Annotated in this window: 21 protein-coding genes; 13 read left to right on the plus strand and 8 right to left on the minus strand. The window is 62.0% G+C overall.

Features of this window, described 5'->3' with window-relative positions:
• Nucleotide 1: 1 nt before the first annotated feature.
• The gene (locus BLT60_RS18610; RefSeq protein WP_090878754.1) at nt 2-460 is read right to left on the minus strand and encodes a hypothetical protein; all 459 of its coding nucleotides are present in this window, start codon (nt 458-460) and stop codon (nt 2-4) included.
• 183 nt (nt 461-643) lie between these two features.
• On the opposite strand from BLT60_RS18610, the gene BLT60_RS18615 reads away from it, so the two are divergent.
• The 4 genes from BLT60_RS18615 (at nt 644) to BLT60_RS18630 (ending at nt 5,064) form a co-directional block, all read left to right on the plus strand.
• Nucleotides 644-1,846 carry a pyridoxal phosphate-dependent aminotransferase gene (locus BLT60_RS18615; RefSeq protein WP_090878958.1) on the plus strand — a complete coding sequence of 401 codons (1,203 nt, stop codon included), beginning with the start codon at nt 644-646 and terminating at the stop codon, nt 1,844-1,846.
• A 56-nt stretch (nt 1,847-1,902) separates the two neighbouring features.
• On the plus strand, nt 1,903-3,159 hold the full coding sequence (locus tag BLT60_RS18620; protein ID WP_244521331.1) for a phenylacetate--CoA ligase family protein: 1,257 nt from the start codon (nt 1,903-1,905) through the stop codon (nt 3,157-3,159).
• Nucleotides 3,160-3,227: 68 nt separating this feature from the next.
• Nucleotides 3,228-4,631 (plus strand): enoyl-CoA hydratase/isomerase family protein, encoded by a 1,404-nt coding sequence (locus tag BLT60_RS18625; protein ID WP_090878758.1) that lies wholly within the window; start codon nt 3,228-3,230, stop codon nt 4,629-4,631.
• Nucleotides 4,609-5,064 carry a DUF1801 domain-containing protein gene (locus BLT60_RS18630; RefSeq protein ID WP_090878760.1) on the plus strand — a complete coding sequence of 152 codons (456 nt, stop codon included), beginning with the start codon at nt 4,609-4,611 and terminating at the stop codon, nt 5,062-5,064. The genes BLT60_RS18625 and BLT60_RS18630 overlap by 23 nt, the downstream gene beginning before the upstream one ends.
• A 59-nt stretch (nt 5,065-5,123) precedes the next feature.
• Here BLT60_RS18630 and yghX read toward each other — a convergent pair whose 3' ends face one another.
• Both yghX and BLT60_RS18640 read right to left on the minus strand, forming a co-directional pair.
• Nucleotides 5,124-6,011 (minus strand): YghX family hydrolase, encoded by an 888-nt coding sequence (gene yghX / locus BLT60_RS18635; protein ID WP_090878960.1) that lies wholly within the window; start codon nt 6,009-6,011, stop codon nt 5,124-5,126.
• A 74-nt stretch (nt 6,012-6,085) separates the two neighbouring features.
• Entirely contained in the window at nt 6,086-7,063 is a 978-nt protein-coding gene (locus BLT60_RS18640; RefSeq protein ID WP_090878762.1) for a magnesium transporter CorA family protein, read from the minus strand.
• A 205-nt stretch (nt 7,064-7,268) separates the two neighbouring features.
• On the opposite strand from BLT60_RS18640, the gene BLT60_RS18645 reads away from it, so the two are divergent.
• From BLT60_RS18645 to BLT60_RS18655, 3 genes are all read left to right on the plus strand, one after another.
• Nucleotides 7,269-7,772 carry a DUF992 domain-containing protein gene (locus BLT60_RS18645; RefSeq protein WP_090878764.1) on the plus strand — a complete coding sequence of 168 codons (504 nt, stop codon included), beginning with the start codon at nt 7,269-7,271 and terminating at the stop codon, nt 7,770-7,772.
• Between the two features lie 369 nt (nt 7,773-8,141).
• A complete protein-coding gene (locus tag BLT60_RS18650) occupies nt 8,142-9,275 on the plus strand; it encodes a tyrosine-type recombinase/integrase (protein ID WP_090878766.1) in 1,134 nt (377 codons plus the stop codon).
• A gap of 76 nt (nt 9,276-9,351) precedes the next feature.
• Complete coding sequence (locus BLT60_RS18655) at nt 9,352-10,005, plus strand: hypothetical protein (protein WP_139167889.1); 654 nt, start codon at nt 9,352-9,354, stop codon at nt 10,003-10,005.
• Between the two features lie 752 nt (nt 10,006-10,757).
• On the opposite strand, the gene BLT60_RS18660 is transcribed toward BLT60_RS18655, so the two are convergent.
• Nucleotides 10,758-12,218, minus strand: a complete 1,461-nt coding sequence (locus BLT60_RS18660) for a DNA primase family protein (protein ID WP_090878770.1) — start codon at nt 12,216-12,218, stop codon at nt 10,758-10,760.
• A 187-nt stretch (nt 12,219-12,405) separates the two neighbouring features.
• Nucleotides 12,406-12,657 (minus strand): hypothetical protein, encoded by a 252-nt coding sequence (locus BLT60_RS18665; RefSeq protein ID WP_090878772.1) that lies wholly within the window; start codon nt 12,655-12,657, stop codon nt 12,406-12,408.
• A 105-nt stretch (nt 12,658-12,762) separates the two neighbouring features.
• On the opposite strand from BLT60_RS18665, the gene BLT60_RS18670 reads away from it, so the two are divergent.
• Nucleotides 12,763-13,737: a hypothetical protein gene (locus BLT60_RS18670; protein WP_090878774.1), complete on the plus strand. Its 975-nt coding sequence runs from the start codon at nt 12,763-12,765 to the stop codon at nt 13,735-13,737.
• A complete protein-coding gene (locus tag BLT60_RS18675; protein ID WP_090878776.1) occupies nt 13,734-14,141 on the plus strand; it encodes a hypothetical protein in 408 nt (135 codons plus the stop codon). The genes BLT60_RS18670 and BLT60_RS18675 overlap by 4 nt, the downstream gene beginning before the upstream one ends.
• 523 nt (nt 14,142-14,664) lie before the next feature.
• On the opposite strand, the gene BLT60_RS18680 is transcribed toward BLT60_RS18675, so the two are convergent.
• From BLT60_RS18680 to BLT60_RS24135, 3 genes are read right to left on the minus strand one after another with little or no spacing between them, the layout of a single operon-like run.
• A complete protein-coding gene (locus BLT60_RS18680; protein WP_244521332.1) occupies nt 14,665-15,489 on the minus strand; it encodes a hypothetical protein in 825 nt (274 codons plus the stop codon).
• A gap of 18 nt (nt 15,490-15,507) precedes the next feature.
• The gene (locus BLT60_RS18685) at nt 15,508-16,233 is read right to left on the minus strand and encodes a HupE/UreJ family protein (protein ID WP_090878778.1); all 726 of its coding nucleotides are present in this window, start codon (nt 16,231-16,233) and stop codon (nt 15,508-15,510) included.
• A gap of 40 nt (nt 16,234-16,273) precedes the next feature.
• Nucleotides 16,274-16,555, minus strand: a complete 282-nt coding sequence (locus BLT60_RS24135) for a hypothetical protein (RefSeq protein ID WP_139167890.1) — start codon at nt 16,553-16,555, stop codon at nt 16,274-16,276.
• A 120-nt stretch (nt 16,556-16,675) separates the two neighbouring features.
• Here BLT60_RS24135 and BLT60_RS18690 point away from each other — a divergent pair, with 120 nt between their 5' ends.
• From BLT60_RS18690 to BLT60_RS18705, 4 genes are read left to right on the plus strand one after another with little or no spacing between them, the layout of a single operon-like run.
• Complete coding sequence (locus BLT60_RS18690; protein ID WP_425285034.1) at nt 16,676-16,942, plus strand: metal-sensing transcriptional repressor; 267 nt, start codon at nt 16,676-16,678, stop codon at nt 16,940-16,942.
• A gap of 9 nt (nt 16,943-16,951) precedes the next feature.
• Complete coding sequence (locus BLT60_RS18695; RefSeq protein WP_090878780.1) at nt 16,952-18,292, plus strand: MFS transporter; 1,341 nt, start codon at nt 16,952-16,954, stop codon at nt 18,290-18,292.
• Nucleotides 18,292-19,008 carry a HoxN/HupN/NixA family nickel/cobalt transporter gene (locus BLT60_RS18700; RefSeq protein WP_244521333.1) on the plus strand — a complete coding sequence of 239 codons (717 nt, stop codon included), beginning with the start codon at nt 18,292-18,294 and terminating at the stop codon, nt 19,006-19,008. Before BLT60_RS18695 ends, BLT60_RS18700 begins: the two co-directional genes overlap by 1 nt.
• The gene (locus BLT60_RS18705; protein WP_090878784.1) at nt 19,008-19,865 is read left to right on the plus strand and encodes a DUF1007 family protein; all 858 of its coding nucleotides are present in this window, start codon (nt 19,008-19,010) and stop codon (nt 19,863-19,865) included. Before BLT60_RS18700 ends, BLT60_RS18705 begins: the two co-directional genes overlap by 1 nt.
• Nucleotides 19,866-20,034 lie beyond the last annotated feature (169 nt).

The raw sequence follows: 20,034 nt of genomic DNA on the forward strand, positions 1-20,034 counted from the left end.
CTCAGCCGGAACGGCACGCGGATGCCGATTGCTTGTTTGCCTCGAGGCAGATGATGTAGTCGAACCCTTCCGCGATCTGCGCCTTCGCCTCGGCGAGGAAGAAGGACGAGAGGCGCCCGTTCTCCCGCCACATCCGCACGAGCCCTCCATAAAGATTGCGGTCCGAATCGCGCATGATGCGCCACTGTTCGGCTGAAAGCCGGTTGTTGGGCGTTCCCGCGGCAAATTCGTAGGCGGCATCTATCCTGACGTTCAGCGCGTCGACCTGGGCCGCGTGACTGGAATAGGGCTCGTCGGCCCGGGCGACGAGCGCCAGCGTCTCGGCCTTCAACGTCGTGGCGTTGGTGTAAGCCTGAAGGCTGTATTCGCCGATTGGCAGCGAACTGCAGGCGGCCAGCGAGACGGCCGCCACGAGAGCGATCGCCAGCCAATGCAGTCGGGTTCCGAGGTGTGCCGCCATCTTCCCTCCGGAGCGCAACCGCGCCCTTCACGGGATCTAACCCTGCGCCAAGACTAGCATACAACCGGGAGTATTGCCAAAACTGCACGGATGCGCTTGGCGCGATGAGAGCGCCTGCCGCTTGAGATTCTCGCTGCACCGCACTACGGTCCGCGCGCCTTTCGCCCAATGGAGCATATGAAGATGGGTTTCCTTGCCGACTCCCTGTCGCGCATCAAGCCGTCGGCGACGATTGCCGTCACCGACAAGGCCCGGGAATTGCGCGCCGCCGGGCGCGACGTCATCGGCCTCGGCGCCGGCGAACCGGATTTCGACACGCCGGACAACGTCAAGGAAGCGGCGATCCGCGCCATCCGCGAGGGCAAGACCAAATACACGGCCATTGACGGTATCGCGGAACTCAAGGCGGCGATCGCGGCCAAGTTCAAGCGCGAGAACAATGTCGATTACGAGACGTCCGAGATCAGTGTCGGCACCGGCGGCAAGCAGGTGCTGTTCAACGCGCTGATGGCGACGCTCAATCCCGGCGACGAAGTGATCGTCCCGGCGCCGTATTGGGTGAGCTATCCGGAAATCGTCTCGCTGGCCGGCGCGACACCGGTGATCCTGCCGACCACGGTCGAGGCCAAGTTCAAGCTGACGCCCGAGGCGCTGGAAGCGGCGATCACGCCGAAGACCAAGTGGCTGATCCTCAACTCGCCGTCGAACCCCTCCGGCGCCGCCTATTCGCGGGCCGAGTTGAAGGCGCTGACCGACGTGCTGATGAAGCACGAGCATGTCTGGGTGCTGACCGACGACATGTACGAGCATCTGATCTACGACGACTTCGTCTTCACGACCGTGGTCGAGGTGGAGCCGGGGCTGAAGGCGCGGACACTGACGCTGAACGGCGTATCGAAGGCCTATGCGATGACCGGTTGGCGCATCGGCTACGGCGCCGGGCCGACCATGCTGATCAAGGCGATGGCCAAGCTCCAGTCGCAGTCGACGACCAATCCGTCGTCGATCTCGCAATGGGCGGCGGTCGAGGCGCTGAAAGGTCCGCAGGACTTCATCCCGAGGAACTGCTCGATTTTCCGCGAACGGCGCGATCTGGTCGTATCGATGCTCAACCAGGCCAACGGCATTTCCTGCCTCAAGCCGGAAGGGGCGTTTTATGTCTTTCCGTCCTGCGAAGGGACGCTGGGCAAGACCAGCGCCGGCGGCAAGGCGCTGAAGACCGACGAGGATTTCGTGACGGCGCTGCTCGAGGAAGAGGGCGTCGCGGTGGTCCATGGCTCGGCATTCGGCCTGTCGCCCTTCTTCCGTATTTCCTATGCGGTCGCGACCGAGGCGCTTGAGGAAGCCTGCCTGCGCATCCAGCGGTTCTGCGCCGGGCTACGCTGAGACAGGCGGGGAGAGCGGGCATCGGAGCCTTCGGTGCAGGGCCGGAAACCGCCAGCGTGGAGGCACTCCGCGCCCACCAGTTCGAGCGTCTCAAGACGACGATCGCGCACGTTCTCGACCGGGTGCCGCGCTACCGGGAGAAACTCACGGCCGCCGGGGTGGGCCTCGACGACCTGACGTCGCTCGACGACCTGGTGCGGTTTCCCTTCACGACCAAGGACGACCTGCGCGCATGCTACCCGTTCGGGATGTTCGCCGCGCCGATGGAAGACATCGTGCGGCTGCATGTCTCGAGTGGCACGACCGGCAAGCCGACGGTGGTCGGCTACACGGCCGGCGATATCGACCGCTGGGCCGATATCATGGCGCGATCGCTGCAGGCGGTCGGCGTCGGACCGGCCGACCTGGTGCATATCGCCTTCGGCTACGGGTTGTTCACCGGCGGCCTCGGTTGGCACTACGGGGTTGAGCGCCTCGGCGCGACCGTGATCCCGGCAAGCGGCGGCTTTACCGACCGGCAGGTCGACCTGATGCGGGACTTCCGGCCGACGGTGCTGCTGGCGACGCCGTCCTATGCGCTGGTCATCGCAGACGCTTTCGCGGCGCGCGGCTTCGATCCGGCAGATTGCGGCTTACGGACCGTGATCTGCGGCGCCGAGCCATGGTCGGAGGGGATGCGTGCCGAGATCGAAGCGCGCTTCCGCGTCGAGGCTTACGATTCCTACGGGCTGTCGGAGGTGATCGGCCCCGGCGTCGCCCAGGAGCGGGCGGGAGACAAGGGGGCTCTGACAATCTTCGAGGATCACTTCTATCCCGAGGTCGTCGATCCCGAGACGGGCGCGATCATGCCCGAGGGCGAGCCGGGCGAGGCCGTCTTCACCTCGCTGACCAAGGAGGGTTTCCCGGTCATTCGCTACCGGACCCGGGACCTGACGCGGCTTTTGCCGCCAGTCGATGGGCCGATGCGGCGGATCGCGCGGGTGGCCGGGCGCAGCGACGACATGCTGATCATCCGCGGGGTGAACGTGTTTCCGTCGCAGATCGAGGCTATCCTGACCGGCGAGCCGCGGCTGGCGCCCTGTTACCTCCTCGAGATCCGGCGACGCGGGCGGCTCGACGAACTGACAGTCAAGGTCGAGACACGGACGGTCGAGGCGGCGGAAGCGAACGGGGGCGATATCGGCCGGCACGCGGAACGTCTGATAAAGGACCACGTTGGCGTCGGCGCGACGGTCGTGGTGGTGCCGCCCGGGACCATCGAGCGCTCGCAGGGCAAGGCCAGGCGCGTGGTCGATCTCAGGCCCGCATCGTGATTGCCTCGGCGTCTCTCGCCGGTTGGAACACCTGAAGACAACGAATTGCGTATTGGGGAACGATAGTCATGGATGCAGAAGGCAATACCGCGTTGGACGCTCTCATCGCCGCCGGCCTCGATTCCGAGGCGGTTCATGGATGGGGCGCGGCGGAACCGGCTCGGACCGCCGACATCACGACCGATCGGCATCGATATTCGGCATTCTGGGACCGTTCGACGGGGCTGATAGACGCGTTGCCGACCAAGTCGAAGCGGACCGAGGCCGAGGCGGCAGCGGCGGCACACATCTTCGCGGTGGCGCGGGAGAGCCGCGAGCGCTTCCTCGCGGTCCATGCGGCGGCGGTTTATGAGGAAATCACCGACCGGCGCGGTCGGCATGTGCGTCTCGAGGATCTGGTCCTCGCCGCCGCGGCGGCGATTCCCGGCCTGACGCCGACCGAGGAGGAAGTCGCGGCCGAGTCCCGACTCCACCAGGGAGACAAGGACGGCGTCGAGATCGACCAAGGGATCTTCCTTGCCCAGACGCTCGCCGTCGAGGAGGCCGGTCTGCATCTCTGTCACGCGATGCTGCTGCCGCGGGCCGAGACGGCGGAGCACCTCGAGCGCTTCGTCGCCGATGGCGTGCTCGATCTCGGCACGGTCAGGCTCGAGCGACGGGGCAAGGCGGTGTTGCTCACCGCCACCAATCCGCGCTTCCTCAATGCCGAGGACACGACGACCCTCGACCTGATGGAAATTGCCGTCGACGTGGCGACCCTCGATCCGGTCAGCGAGATCGCGGTGATGCGCGGCGGCAAGGCGGAGCATCCGAAATACCAGGGCCGGAGCGTCTTCGGCAGCGGCATCAACCTGACGCATCTCTATTGCGGCAAGATACCCTTCGTCTGGTTCCTCAAGCGCGACCTCGGCTACGTCCACAAGATGCTGCGCGGCGTCGCCCGGCCGGACTCGCTGCCCGACGACGTCCGCGGGCGGGGGATCGAGAAGCCGTGGGTGGCGGCGGTGGATACCTTCGCGATCGGCGGCCATTGCCAACTCCTGTTGGTCGCCGACTACGTGCTGGCGGCCGACGATGCCTTCATGACGTTGCCGGCGCGCAAGGAGGGGATCATCCCGGGCTTTGCCAACCTCCGCCTGCCGCGCCACACCGGCGACCGCATTGCCCGCGAGGCGATCCAGTATGAACTGAAGCTCGTCTGCGACAGCCAGCAGGGGCGGCTGATCTGCGACGAGATCGCCTCGGCGGACGCGATGGGAGAGGCGATCGACAAGGTGGTCACCGGGCTGACCTCGGCCGGCGTCGTCAGCGCGGTCGGCAACCGCCGCGCTTTCCGGGTCGGAGAGGAGCCGCTCGACCTCTTTCGCCGCTATGCCTCGGTCTATGCCCGCGAGCAGGCCTACTGCCACTTCAGCCCGGCGCTGATCGCCAACCTGGAACGCAACTGGGATGCCAAGAACCGCAAGGCGTGAGGTCTCAACGGGCGGCGCGGCCTCTGTCGGCGATCCGGCCGTCAGGGCGGTGATAGACGCCACGCCGCAGCCGGCGCGGGACCGGTTGCTCGCCTTGCGGGCGCTGATCCTCGAAACCGCCGACGCCACGCCGGGCGTCGGCCGGATCGAGGAGACGCTCAAGTGGGGGCAGCCGAGCTACCTGACGCCCGAGACGAGGAGCGGCACCACCATCCGGATTGATACGGTGAGGGACGAGCCGGGTCGCGTGGCCCTCTACGTCCACTGCCAGACCCGCCTCATCGACCGCTTTCGCGAGCTTTATCCCGACGACCTGTCCTTCGAGGGCAATCGCGCCGTGCTGCTCGGCGCGGATGCGCCGCTTCCCGAGGCACCTCTGCGCCATTGCATCGGGCTGGCGCTGACCTATCACGCAGAGAAGAAGCGCCGCTAGAACAGGGCGCCGGGGCGGCCGCGGCGGAGTGATCCGCCACGGCCGTGTTTATCGTCGCGTCAGGTCAGGTGTTCCTTGAAGAACGCGATGGTGCGGTCTTCGGCGAGCTTCGCCGCTTCGGCGTCGTAACGCGGCGTCGTGTCGTTGTGGAAGCCGTGATTGACGTCGGGATAGATGTGGGCGGTGTAGGTCTTGCCAGCCGCCTTCAGCGCCTCCTCATAGGCAGGCCAGCCGGCGTTGATGCGCTCGTCGAGGCCGGCATATTGGAGGAGGAGAGGCGCCTCGATCGCGGCGGCGTCCTCGGCGGCCGGTTGACGACCGTAGAAGGGGACGCCGGCGGCGAGTTCGGGATAGGCAACGGCGATGGCGTTGACGACGCCGCCGCCATAACAGAAGCCGACGGCCCCGACCTTACCGGTGCAGTCTTCGCGAGCGGCCAGATATTCAAAGCCGGCGAAGAAATCGTTGAGCAGTTTTTCCGGATCGACCTTCTGCTGGAGCTCCCGGCCTTCGTCATCGGTGCCGGGATAGCCGCCGACCGAGGTCAGGCCGTCGGGAGCGAGAGCCATGAAGCCGGCCTTGGCCATGCGTCGGGCGACGTCCTCGATATAGGGGTTTAGGCCGCGGTTCTCGTGGATGACGAGGACGCCGGCAAGCTTGCCGGTCGCGCCGGCCGGGCGGACCAGGTAGGCGTTGACCTCGCCATTGCCGTTCGGCGAGGGATAGGTGACCCGGCTGGTCTCGATATCGGGATCGTCCTCGGCGACCTGGGCCGCGAGGGCGTAATCCGGCGAGAGCTGGTGGAGGAGGGCGGCCGCGGTGACGCCGCCGATGGCGAACTTACCGGCCCTGTTGAGGAATTCACGCTTGGTGATCTTCCCATGGGCGTAGAAGTCGTAGAGCTCAAGCAGCTCCTGCGGGAAGTCCTTCGCGGTTTTGCGACGCATGGGGGTGAGATCGTTCATCGGCTCTGTTCTCCGCTTCTGACTAAGGACAAGCGGCAGAGATCCGGTCTCCGAGGTCAGAGCCAGCCACGCCGCTTGAAGTAGAGATAGGGCAGCACTGCCGAGGCGACCATAAGGCCGATGGCGACGGGATAGCCGAATTGCCAGGACAATTCCGGCATGTCGGTGAAATTCATGCCGTAGACCGTTCCGATCAGGGTCGGCGGGAAGAAGATCGTCGCCGCGATGGTGAGGACGCGGATCACCTCGTTCTGCTCGACCGAGATCAGGCCGAGGGTGGCGTCGAGCAGAAAGGTGATCTTGTTGGAGAGAAAGCCGACGTGATCCTCCAGCGAGCGAACGTCGCGGGCGATCAGCTTCAGGCGGTTCTTGTTGACGCCCTTGGTGAAGCCGCCGGGCAGGGTAAGGCTGGCGAACTGGATCAGGCGCTCGATCGAAGCGAGGCTCTCGCGGGCCTTGGCCGCGAGGTCGCCCTGGGTGCCGACATCGCCGATCAGTTGTTCGAGGCGGAGGCCGCCGCGACGCTCGGTGCGGGCGGCGAAGATATCCCGGTTGATGCGGTCGACATCGGCGCTGATCCGCTCGAGGACGTCGGCGGTCCGGTCAACCACCGCTTCGATGAGGCCAAGGAAGACCGATGGAATCGTGCCGCAGCGGCTGCCCGGCTTGCTGGCCCGGGCGAGAAACTGATGGAGGGCGCGCAGGTCGTCATAGCGCAGGGTGGCAATGCGCTGGTCGCCGGTGACGACGATGGTCAACGGGACCAGTGACGCCTCGCCCTTGTCGACGCCGGTCAGCACGGTCGCGGTCATGAAGACTGCGCCGTCCTCGCTGTAGAAGCGACTGGAGAACTCGATCTCCGACGCTTCCTCGCGGGTGGGAAGGCTGGCACTCAGAAAGACTTCGGTGGCGGCATCCTCGCTCGGCGTCGGGTGAACGAGGTCGACCCATCGCGTTTCCTCCGGCACCGGCCCGCCATCGGTCAGGTCGAGGCGCTTCGGGCCGCCGGGACTGAGGGTGTAGGCATCGAGCATTCAGGAAACCTCGGCATGACTCAGCATGGAACTGACATGCATACGCGCCGTTGATCAAGGGACGGTGAACCAAGCGCCCGCCCGCCATGCCTATACCGGCAACCGGGGTCGGACGAAACATCCATCGTAACGAGACAACGGCGGTCCTGACTGGCGGACAGCGTCGACGCCGACTTTCTTCAATCCCGCCAGAAGGAGAGTACCCATGCGCGCTGCACACCTTGGAAAATCTGCGCGAGCCCTGGCGATTGCCGGCGCCGTCCTGTTTGCCGGCGGAGCGTTCTCCGGGCCGGTCGAAGCGGCGGAAGGCAGCCACGTCAAGATCGGCGTCCTGACCTGCGCTGCCGGCCCCAAGATCGGTCTGCTGATCACCTCGGCCGAGAAGATCGAATGCACCTTCGAACCTTCCGGGGCCGAGGCGGAGCAGTATTACGGCCGCATCCGCAACTTCGGCCTCGACATCGGCGTGACCGCCGGCAGCGTCATCGTCTGGGGCGTGCTGGCGGCGCAGGATGACTATGCAGCGGGGTCGCTGGCAGGCGAGTATGTCGGCGTGTCCGCCGAGCAGACCGTGGTGCTGGGGCTTGGCGCCAATGTGCTTGTCGGCGGCTCCGACGACTCGCTCATCCTTCAGCCGCTCAGCGTTCAGGCGCAGGCCGGGCTGAACCTCGCCGTCGGCGTCAGCCGGATGGTGATCGAACAACGGTGACGGGCCGGATCGCGATGGGAGCGCCGGGCAATGTCCCCGCTCCCATCCACCGGTCATCTTTCCGGAATGCGTCGACGGCTTGCCAGCCGCCCCGTTCCCTGAGACGATCCATTGAAGAGCGGAGGAAGGCTCAAGAACAATTGGAGAACGGGGAGGCGGCGCGATGTCTGACGGCAACAGGCACGCTGCATACGCTTGCCCATCGTTGCACAGCCCCTGCTACTCTAACCCCTTGATCTTGCACATAGTCTGCACAAAGCTTGCCCAAGGCTGCACAAGGCCGAACATTGTCGCGTGTTATGAAGGGAACCTTGCCTTTCATAAGTTCGCAACCTAATCGTCGGGACCACCAAACGCGAGGAACCGACGATGGCTCGACCGACAAACAGGCTGACCGATACGTGGCTACGCAAGGCGAAGATCGGCAACGGCATCTACGCCGACGGAGCGTCCCTCTACCTCCGAGTCCAAGGGGCGTCTCGGTCCTGGCTGTTCATCTATACCGACGCCAATCGGAAGCGCCGCGAGATGGGCCTTGGGGCTTACCCTGCGGTGTCGCTGAAAGACGCGCGGTCGAAGGCCGAGGCCGCTAGGCAACTACGCGCCGAGGGCCGAGACCCGATTGAAGCCAAGCGCATTGCCACGGGTGGCGATGCCGAGGCCGCGACGTTCGAGAAGGTCGCCCGCGATTGGATCAACCTAATGGTCCCGACATGGACGGGGGCCGAGGTCGCGACGCGCTACCAAGGCTACCTGCGAAATTGGACGTTCACCATCAACGCGCTGCCGGTCGGTGAGATCGACAAGCACGCCGTCGCCTCGACGTTGAGACCCATTTGGGGCAAGCCGACCGGCGATATGGTCCGTAGCTTCATTGAGCGCGTCCTCGGCTACGCGATGGTTCGTGAGCTACGCCCCGAGGGTCTGAACCCGGCTCGCCTGCGTGGCAACATCGACAGTCTGCTGAAAGCTCCCAAGCACGTCACGACACACCATGCCGCTATCGGCTGGCGAGACGTCCCTGCGCTGATGTTGGAACTTGCTGGCGAGCCATCGGTCGCCTCGTCTGCTCTGCGCCTCGCGATCCTGACGGCGTCCCGGCAACGCGAAATCCGCGAGCTTCGCTGGCGGGAGGTCCAGGCCGACCGTCTCGTGATCGATGCCAAGCGGTACAAGACCCGGCAGGAGCACACAGTGCCGATTTCAGCACCAGCGAAGGCGATCCTAGACGCCATGCCGCGCGGTGACGACGAAGCGCTAGTCTTCGAGGGTACGAACTCTCATTCGTTCGGCTCTCTGCTGAAAGAGGGAACCCCGCACGGCATCGCGCGGTCGTCGTTCGCGGTCTGGGCCGTCGAAAACGGCTTCAGCACCGATGATGTAGATCGCTGCCTTGGGCACATTGTCGGCAGCGAGGTCACGCGGTCTTATGTGCGCTCGGATTTCTTTGAGGCCAAAGCCCGCCTGCTGTCGGCGTGGGGCGAGTTCATCGACGGTTGTTGAGTCCTCGACAAACGACCCGGTGGCGATGCAACCTGCGCGGATGGGACCGTGGAGGAAGTGGCAGAACCCGTCTATCTTGATCGCCGCAGGTCTGCTTTTCGGCTTGCTGATCGCGGGCCTCTGGCCTGCTGCTGGCAGCCCTCCGTCGCCTTTCTTTGAGCAGGTCCACCGCTGGCAGACTCTCGTCGGGGCATTGGTCGCGGGCGGAGCGGCCCTTCTTGCGGCTCGCATCGCTTGGCGAGCGGTCCGCGATCAGATCCAGTCAAACAAGCTTCTGGCCGACGAACAGCTCGGGGAAATGCGTCGGCAGTTCCGGCACCAGATGGATGTCGTCACCGTCCGCGATAGGGTCGCCATAGATCGCGAGACCAAGGGAATAGCCTCTCTCCTTGAGAGAAATGTCGAGAGGATCGACAGAATCGAGAAGGATATCCGTGATGGAAAACACACTGCCGCAGCTTCTCGCTGGAGATGGGTTGTAGAAAATGTCCGCGCTTTGGAAGAGTGGATCACCACCGACAAATCTATAGAAACTCGAAAAATCCTCTCCCTCAGGGAAACAGGCAGGATTCACATGCTCGCGTTGAAAATCAAGATGCACGTAGATGACGGCCTCGCCACCCCCGGCGTGGACGACTTGTCCCATATTCGAGAAGACGCCGTCGCGGCTCGAGACGCGGTCGTAGATGTCAGGGAGCGCGTCGCGGGTTGGGTTCCCAAGGAAGGCTGATGTCGCGTGCCGTCACGACCCGACCTGCCCGCGCATTCGGTCGAAACGCCCTGACCGGCGCTCAGGGCCGCTCGGTGGGGGCAGTCGCCGTCGCCGGCTGACCCGTTGACCCTATCGCCCTCACGCTGCCCTCACACTGCCCGCATATGTCGGCGCGAGGGGCGTAGTTGTTCCCGCTGAACAGCAGCAATCCAGCGTTGCTGCCGAAGGCCAGCACCCTCCATAAGTTTGGTGCATAATTTCCATCAGGGTAAAGCCTTGGTGCCGGGTTCCTATTGGCTAGGGATTGTTGCCACGGGGGTGGTGATTGGCCGCTCGGCTCGTCGTGGCTCGGGTCGTCGTGGCTCGGGGTGAGGGCTTAACCGAAGATTGGTTCTCATGCGGGCGGGTAATAGGCGTCCGTCCGCAGGGCTTAGCTGGCTGTGGATCGAGCGCCGAACGTTTCACACCCGGTTACCCTTCGACATCCAACATCCCTCATTCGCTTACGCAATTACCCGCTTCACCAATCTAAATGTGCCCGTCAGCCGGTGTCAGGGGTCCGTCAGCCAGCCAGTACCCTTCAAAACGTATGATTTCCGCGCCCTCGTCAGCCCATGTCAGCCATGTCAGGGGTAATAAACAATTTGATTTAATATAATAAGAGGGGGGGTACGTAGGAAACAACAATTACGCGGGACCCCTGACGGGCTGACGAAACGGCAGAAATCGGCCGTTTCATGGCTGGCAGCACCCCTGACAGGTCGACCCAACTATTCAGGATTTATGGCAATACCTGTGAAGGTATGGACCCGTTTACCCTCAATTGTTGGACGGCCTTTTGAAACCTTAGCACCAAGATTTGAAAACAAGTCTCGGGCAAATTGATCCAATGTTATTGTTTTCGCATTGTTTCGTGAGCACCACACGCCCCATTCAACATAAAGCTGATCCTTGAGGCACCATGCCCCCGTGGCAACTGTACAACGGTCTGCAACGAAGGCTGCAACCGGCGAGCCAAGACGTTCGATGTCATTGATCTCATCGGTGCCGCTTTGCGATTGCGTGAAATGGTGCTGCTCATTGAGATCATCTAAACCAGCCAATGCCCACATGGCTATGCTCGCAAGCTCAGGCCGAAGCTTTTGGGAAAAGAGGGTTCGATCTTCATTGCCATAAAATGAATGGGTGAACTTCAGTAAGATCAGGCGTGACGACAACGCGCCTGACGCGTCCGAGACGCTAATCGCCTCGTTAGCGGCTAACACGATCCGAGCTGACAGCTTGCCGACATAATCCGATAGGTATTTGCGCTTCGCGTTTACTGAATCTTCGCCCGAGATCGCCTTGAAGTTGCCCGCTAGCTTCGCCTGCGCATCGCCGCGCAAACCCTTCATAATCATATCGGGAAAAAAGACGGCTAGCTTATCGATGGCGCTTTGCAATCCGAAATCGCTGCCGAAATCTGAGGCTGTAGACGACGAGTAGTTTTCGCGGCCCATGATTTCCTGAATGACGCGAAGGATGGTGCCTTTACCACCTCGTTTGACACCGATGAATGCAAAGATCTTTTGAAACGAGGTGTCATATGTCATCAAGTAGCCAATGATCTGACGAAGGCACCTAATCGAATCTGGATCGTCTGGCCAAAGGGTATTCAAGAACCCCAACCATTCAGTTGGCGGTGGTAACGCGTTGTCATAGGCCACACCAATCGCGGCCGTGTTGAAAAAATCAGGGTCTTGCTTCAACAGCGTCTTTGACGGCCAATGGTAGATCCCGTTCGTAAACGCGATACAATCCGCTGGCTTTTTATCGATGCCGTTTGCCAACCAACTTGGTGCTTCAACCAGTGTCGAAACCATTGTGATCGGCTTAAGCGCCTCGAAGGTCTTACGAACATCTTGTGGTTGTGGATTAAATTCAACAACGGCACCCTTGTCGTTGAGCACCTTCATCTTATCGAGAAACATCCAGATGCCGTTGTCAACAGCCTGATCCTCAAGCTGCCGATAATGAGAACCAACCCAAATATAAAATGCGCCGCGCCAAAATTTTATAGGAGGTAATCTTTCGCGGAGTAAAAATTCGCGAGCGTTTGTCAACGGTGCTTGTCGATTAAGCACCATATCTCGCATCTCGTCGCCGGTAGCCTGGTTTACTGATGCCTTAGGCTTACCGTAGAGCATCTCATAGGTCTGCTCGGCAGAGGATTTACTTGGTTCGTCTGTCATTATAGTTCACCCACGCCAAATTGTTGCTTGACAAGCGCGGGCAAGTAACCGATAGGGGGAAAGCGGTTCACCCCCCGCGCCAATGCGAAGCCCCCATCGATCAGCATCGGTGGGGGTTTTCTTTTGACGTATATGCGGGGAACGTCGAACCGTTACTGCCGACACCTATGCCGTCTCTGCGACTGCGTCAACCCTCACGCGCCGGCACAACGATCTGCGCATTCGGCAGGAAATATTCGATCAGCGCATCAAGCATCTCAGGCTTCGGCCAAGTAGTTGCACCCCGCCGAAACATATAGATTGCCTGAATATCGACGCCGGTCTCATGGGCGAGGGTTGGCGCATGCGCCTTCACCGCCGCGGATCGCAAGTATTCGATTACCTGAACCAAGTTCAATGGCATCGGCGCGGTGTTGATGTATTGCTTATTTTTGGTCATTGACTGCCTTTCTTGCGCAATTCTCATTGACATCACGTTTTAATTATAATACATTTAATCCAATACGTCAACAGCCAAAATATTACTTGATCGGGCAAGAAAACTATGACACTTGACCTGCCGTTCATCTTGCCGCCTCAGCTGGAACCGCTGACGACGCTGAAGATTTGGGCGAACTGGCGGCCATACGGGCGACAGGTTCGGAACCCTGACGGCACCAAGACCATGAAGGTCGGCAAGCCGCCGATCAATCCGTTGAACGGTACCTTTCTGAAGTCCTCAGATCAAAGCTTGTGGTTCCCTTATGAGACCTGCCGCGAGCGGATCGTTACGTTGTCGATGGCACGGGGGCGGACGACGCCGGGGTTCGATCCAGCAGCCAATGTCAAGGGGTTGGGTTTGTTTCATGGGGCCGTCAACGATGAGGGCCGCGCCTCGAACCTGACCACCATCGATTTCGATTTCAAGGCGCTACCTCGCGACGACGCGCGGTGGGTGTGGGCGCGCGATTGGCTCCGTCGCTTCGATATGTCATTCACGCAGACGTCGCCGTCAGGCCAAGGTTGCCACGTCATGGGGTGGGCCTCTGACGAGCTTCGGTCGCGTATCGGCGCAACCCGGCCGGTCAGAGGCTGCATCGACATCATCGCGCAGATGGGTTTCCTGACAATCACCAGCGTTGAAAACACGCTTCGCAATCTGCCGCTTGCCGACATCAGCGAACCGCTGGCAGCTTTGCTCGACGCCGAGGGCATTACAGCGGCACCACCCGTGGCACCATCGCCTCCGGGCACCCTGGAGGGCTTGGAGGCGTATTATGCAGCGTGTCGTCTCGACAAGCGGTTTCAGCCGTTGCTCTGCCGCACCGTCGAACCCGGCAATCGCAACTACAACTTCGCCGTGACGACGCTGGCGGGCACCTTGAAGCAGGCCGGGGCTACCGAGATGGCCGCGTATCAGATCATCCTCGAAGCAACCATCACGCGACGATCCCCGCCAAGCGCGAAGGGCGAGGCCCGCGACGATAAGTTGCACCGTCTATTCTTTGGCCCGAAACCGATTTGGGAACGGCTGAAATGACCGCGCAAGTCTTGATCGTGCCGAACCGCGACTTCGACACGTGGGAACCGAAGCGGACCCCTCCCGAGGCGCAGGCCGAGACTTGGCTGAACTACCTACACATGCGCCATATGCTGGCTCACGGGTCCGAAGCGGCCGATGCTTGGCGGGCAGGCATCGAAGTCGTGATGATCCAAGACATCAAGGTCATCGCCGTCACCGAACGCGGGGTCTTTTCGTCGAAGCATTGGCTCGTGGATTACCTCAACGCACGTCTGGTTTTCGAGGTCAACTTGACCATCGTTTCCGAGGACGGGAAGCGGATGAAGCATTTCAGACCAGCTATGCCACGGATGCGGCGGGCAACACCCGAGGATGGCGGCACCTCAACGATCCTTCGCATGCCTCCGCGCTGCCTTCGGTAACGTTCGGGCGATTTTCCGGCATATGCGCCCTCACGGGCAGGCAATTTCCCCCACCCCCCTAAATTCACGTCTTTACGGGCGGTGCCCGGGCAAATCGCCTTGTCGGGCATATGACCCTTACTTGATACCCTGCCGCCCGTCAGCGATGCCCCGCAGCAAGCGAGTTTGGGTGAGGCTGGCAGCCGTCGCCCGTGAGCCTTAAGCGGGTAATTTGGGCGGGAAGTGGTCATTCGCCGCGATATGAACGAACCGCAGTGATGCGCCAAACGGTCGTCCTGAGGCAATCGATTACCACACCTCTTCTTCGCGTTCGTCAACAAGGTCGCATTCGGTTTCGGTTCGACTTTGGATCGTCGTCCAACACCTGAGTGGTCCGGGGACATCCATCCTCGCCGCTGCGGTCTACCGGCTGCTCAGCATGATTACGGGACGGCGCCTGTCTCGCGATGGCTGAAGGTCGGCATCACGGCCTTGCGGGGTCACCGTTTCCCGTGAGCCTTTGTGCGGGCTGGCACGCATGATGTTACGGCACACGCATCTCCGAGTAGTCACCCCGCGCGCGAAGCGTCATTGTCGCCGGCGCTTCGGTGCGGTTTCGCCAGAACCATCCGTGATTCCCGGTGAACGCCGCCGTCAGCGTTCCCACCTGATCCGGTACCCCCCGACCTTTTTCATAGCTGATGTTGTTGCCGCCACCGTCACCGTGGGTGTCGAAGTTCAAGACTGCGCCATTCGCCGTCCATTCGAACTCGGCCACCGCACCTTCCTCCATCACCAGCTTAATCTCGATTCCCTCTCCTGGCGCGAGCGTATAGCTGACTTCGTCGCGCCACGCTGACACGGGCGCGTCGGATTGCGCTGGTGCAGCGGCGATTTCGGCCGCGGGCGCTACCGTTTCCACTTGCGGTGCGGCCGGCATATCTTCAGGCGACACCGGTGCAGCACTGGTTCTCGCGGCAATAGCCGCAAGTTGTGCTTCAAGCGCCGCCAACCGATCGGCCTGGGCAGGATCGCCCGAAACCGGCGCGGGAGCCGGGATCGGAGAAGCCGCCAGCGCAGCATCTTCCGCCGCGGCTTCTGCGTAGAGTTGTTGCTTGATTTCACCCATCTGGGTCAGCCCGAGTACTCGGCCAAGGCCGGTCGCGTCGATCCCGTATTCCGCGGGAAGCCAGAAGACGGTCAAGATGACGCCCGCGACTGCCGCGGAGCCGAGCGTAGCGCGGATCAGGCCGCCCGAGGTCGCCTCAACGCCCTCGATATGTCCGGATCGCCCCGGCCTTGAAGGATTGCGCGGGCCTGAGCGACGCGGCGGGACTGGGGGATTCTGACGGTCGAATCTTTCTTGCATTGGAACTTTTCCCTAGGATCAGGCGACGATGTAGCCGGCGAGCTGGAAGCCGATCAGGGCGAAGCCCGCCGTCATCATGAGGACGTTTGCGGCATAGGCATGCCGCGCGAAGGAAGGAGTGGCGCGCCAACGCGTCATCACCAGCAGGATCGCGGTGAGCGCCAGGAGTTGCCCAATCTCGACGCCGACATTGAAAGCGAGAAGATTGGGCACGAGGCCGTCGGGGGAAATGTTGTAGTCGATGATCTTCGACGACAGGCCGAATCCGTGGAGGAAGCCGAAAATCAGCGTGGCTGCTTTAGTGTTCGGTTGGACGCCGAACCACAACGGAAAGGCGCCGAGATTGTCTAGCGCCTTGTAGACCACCGAGAACCCGATGATCGCGTCGATGATGTAGCTGTCGATGCCTATGTTGAAGTAAACGCCGAGAAGCATCGTCGTGGAGTGACCAATGGCGAACAGACTTACGTAGCCAGCGATGTGCTTCATTCCGTAAAGAAAGAAGATCACACCGAACAGGAAAAGTATGTGATCATAGCCGGTCACCATATGCTTGGCGCCGAGATAGATGAACGGGATGATGTGCATCCCAGTTATTTCCTGGATGTAGCCCTGGTCGCCAAGCGTGACCGCATGGGCGAGGGCGAAATCCGACCAGAGGACTAGGACGGCCGCGAGCGCGAGCGACGCCGCAGCGGGATGGACGTGGGGGCGCGCAACGCCAATGCGTTCGCTTTGGATCATGTACGTTTCCTTGGGAAGCGGTCAGCCGAAAGAGGAGAAATCAGGCTGACGCTATCCTCGGCGGACGCTTGACGCCGCCCGGCCCGCGATCGACGCGCGCAATTGCGACCGGATGAAAGCGGACCGAACATGGGTCCGCGGCGGCCGCTGACTGGGTATGCAAGATCGCGTGGATTTGATGCTCGTGATCGCTGGCATCATGGGCATGCCCTGTCGACCCTGGCGAATAACCCTCTTCATGGGCTTGTTCATGAGTTGACGCGGTTTCCTGAGCGATCGTCGGCGTATGCGTCAGCGCAATGAAAACCGGCGCGAACATCATCACCAATAGCCCGAGTATGGCGATCGCTCTTCGCAAAGTTGGTCCCACCCCATTCAATCCGTTGCTTCAACCCTTGCGAGGCTTTGGCAAACTCATGTTATATCCCCCCCAGGGGGATAAATGATTCATATGACAGACCAGCATCTTCACGCAACCCACCCCGGCCTCATCAAACGCCTGAAACGGGCCGATGGCCATCTCAGGCACGTGATCGAGATGATTGTTGACGGCCGGCCCTGCGCCGAGATCGCGATCCAGATGCAGGCCGTAGAGCGCGCGATCACGGCGGCGAAGCGGACGCTGATCCACGATCACATCGACAACTGCCTTGGGGATGGGGGCGAGGATGACCTCTCCGAACTGCGGGCCCTGGCCAAGCTCCTTTGAAGCCACGCCATGTTGTCAGTCCTCGCCAACCCGACTTATCGACACCTCTTCGCCGCCCAAGTGATCGCTTTGGTCGGGACCGGCCTCATGACGGTGGCGTTGGCGCTACTTGCGTTCGAACTCGCCGGTGAGGACGCCGGGGCGGTGCTCGGCACGGCCCTAGCGATCAAGATGATTGCTTACGTGGGCTTGGCACCTGTCGCAGGGGCCTTCGCGATGCGCCTGCCGCGTCGTGCACTGCTGGTCGGACTTGACGTCATCCGGGCCACGGTGGCGCTGGCATTGCCCTTCGTCGACCAGATCTGGCAGGTCTACGTACTGATCGCGGTCCTGCAGTCAGCGTCGGCCGCCTTCACGCCGACTTTTCAGGCGACAATCCCGGACATCCTGCCTGATGAACGCGATTACACGAACGCGCTATCCCTTTCCCGGCTCGCCTACGACCTGGAGAATCTGCTGAGCCCTGTACTGGCCGCAATGTTGGTCGCACTGATCGGCTTCCACTGGCTCTTTGGTGGCACAGTCATCGGGTTTCTGATCTCGGCGGCGCTGATCGTCTCGGTGTCGCTACCCGCCGCAGCCCGACAGAAGACAGAGGAGCGGTTCACCGCCCGCGTCGCGAGGGGCTTGCGCATCTACCTCGCGACCCCACGCCTGCGTGGTCTGCTCGCGATCAATCTTTCGGTAGCTGCGGCAGGCGCGATGGTCATCGTCAATACAGTTGTTATCGCCAAGGGCATGCTCGACCTGGCCAACGCTGACGTGGCGGTCGCCCTGGCGGCCTTTGGTGCAGGTTCGATGATCTCGGCATTGGCGATGCCGCGCCTGCTAGACCGCTTTCGCGACCGATCCGTCATGGTCATGGCCGCCGGCGCAATGGCGTTCATCCTTTTTGGCTTTGCCGCCATCGTTAGTGTCAGCACTGCCTTGACGCTGTGGGCGCTGCTCCTCGCGACCTGGCTACCGCTGGGCATGGCCTATTCTGCGGCGCAAGTGCCGGTTGGCCGTCTGCTACGTCGCTCCACCCACGCCCAGGATCGTCCGGCGGTCTATGCCGCCCAATTCGCCCTGTCCCATGCCTGCTGGCTCATCACCTATCCTCTCGCGGGCTGGTTAGGCAGCACCGCGGGCATGCCGGCAACGCTGGTTGTGCTCGCAATTTTGGCCGCGGCCGGTTCGGTCCTAGCCGCACGCCTGTGGCCGGCCGCCGACCCGGATGTCGTTGGGCATATCCACCCCGACCTGCCGCCGGATCATCCCCACCTGACGGGAACCGACAGCGGGCGGCAACACGCACATGCCTTTGTCATCGACGAGCTTCACGCACACTGGCCGGTGCCGACGCGATGATGGCATGGCTGGTCGCCGCCCAGGAATGGATCTACGGAACCATCAACGGCTACCTGTCCGCCTTCGCGTCAAATGAGGACTGGTCTGCGCTACTGAGCGTCATGCCGCTCGGGATCGGGTTCGGAGCGATTCATGCCCTGACACCCGGCCACAGCAAGACACTTCTCGCTTCCTACCTTGTAGGGTCACCGCTGGCCTACCTGCGCGGCCTCGCGGTTTCCAGCGTCCTTGCAGCGACGCATGTAGGAATGGCCGTGGTCATTGCCCTATTTGCGGCGGAGCTCCTCACCCGTACGCTCGTCGGCGCAGGACGGGCGCCGACAGTCGAAGATATAAGCCGTGGCCTGCTGGTTCTCATAGGGATTTGGTTCGTCGTGAGGGCGGTTCGCGGCTCCTCTGGCCACACGCATGGTGAACGCGAAGGCGTCGCGGTTGGCGTGATCGCCGGGCTCATTCCCTGCCCGCTGACATTGTTCGTCATGGTTCTGGCCTTATCTCGTGGTGTGCCGGAAGCGGGCCTCGCCTTCGCGCTTGCGATGATGATCGGAGTTGGACTTACGCTTGGCGTCGTTGCCCTGCTTGCAGTGGCCGGCCGCAGCGCTCTCACTGCGGCGATGAAGAAGTTTGGCACATCAATCTCGGTCGTATCGCGCACGCTTGACGCACTCGCGGGATCGTTGCTCATCGTATTTGGATTTCGAGAGCTCTTGCTGTGATGCTGTCGATCTCCTCCAGGACGGGAGCCGGGTTTGTCCATGCGCGCCTCCTGCTTGTCCTAAGCGCGGCCGCTGGACCGGCAATTCTGCCGGAAGAGACTGTCGCGCACCCGCATGTTTTCGTGGATGCGAAGGTAGAGGTCGTCTTCGATGACGCCGGCCGTTTGGCGGCCGTACGGAACATCTGGCGTTTCGATCCAGCGTTTAGCCAATATGCGATAGAAGGGCTCGACACCGATGGAGACGGTACGTTCAGCGAAAACGAACTAGCGTCGCTTTCCAGGGTCAACGTCGAATCGTTGGCCGAATTTGGCTATTTCACATACCTGAGGGTCGGTGACCGGGCAGCAGGCTTCGGGGATGCCGAGAACTATTGGCTTGAACTCGACGGCGAGCAGTTGACCCTGTTCTACACTCTGCCGGTCGCAGAACCATTCGTCATCCAGCAACCGCCTTACCTCGAAATTTTTGATGCCGCGTATTTCGTCGGCTTCGGCTTCGACGAGGTCGAACCATTTCGTCTCGTCAACGCACCCGAGGGCTGCACGGGCAACCATCAACTTCCCGAAGAGCTCGACGTGCAGACGATGACAATCCTGGGCCAACTCCCGGCCGATCAACGCAGCTTGCCGCCCGAACTCGCCGAGGCGACCAAGAGCCTGGCGAACTACATTGAGATCGACTGCGGTGGGCGTCAGCAACTTGCGGCGATCGATGACGCCGAAGTCGCGGCCATCCCGTTGCGAGAACCAGCGAACAAAGCCGAAAGGCATTGGCTACTGGGGGCCGTCCTGATCCTCGTCGCGGGGGGAGGGTCTGCAGCGTGGTGGATATGGAATCGTTCGAAGAAAGCGTAATCGCTCCACCGTCGCAGCGCCTCAGGCGACCGGCCCGGGCAAGTGTCCGCGACGGGTCGGGAGCTGTCATTCCCAGCCTAGCGGTCCAATGGCGGCTTTGGGCCGGAAGTGCCGGTGCGACAAGTCAAGCCGAAGGTCTCGGGATGGCTCGGAGCTGACCTTGCCACGT

This window comes from Bauldia litoralis (genome assembly GCF_900104485.1).
Classification (GTDB): Bacteria; Pseudomonadota; Alphaproteobacteria; order Rhizobiales; family Kaistiaceae; genus Bauldia; species Bauldia litoralis.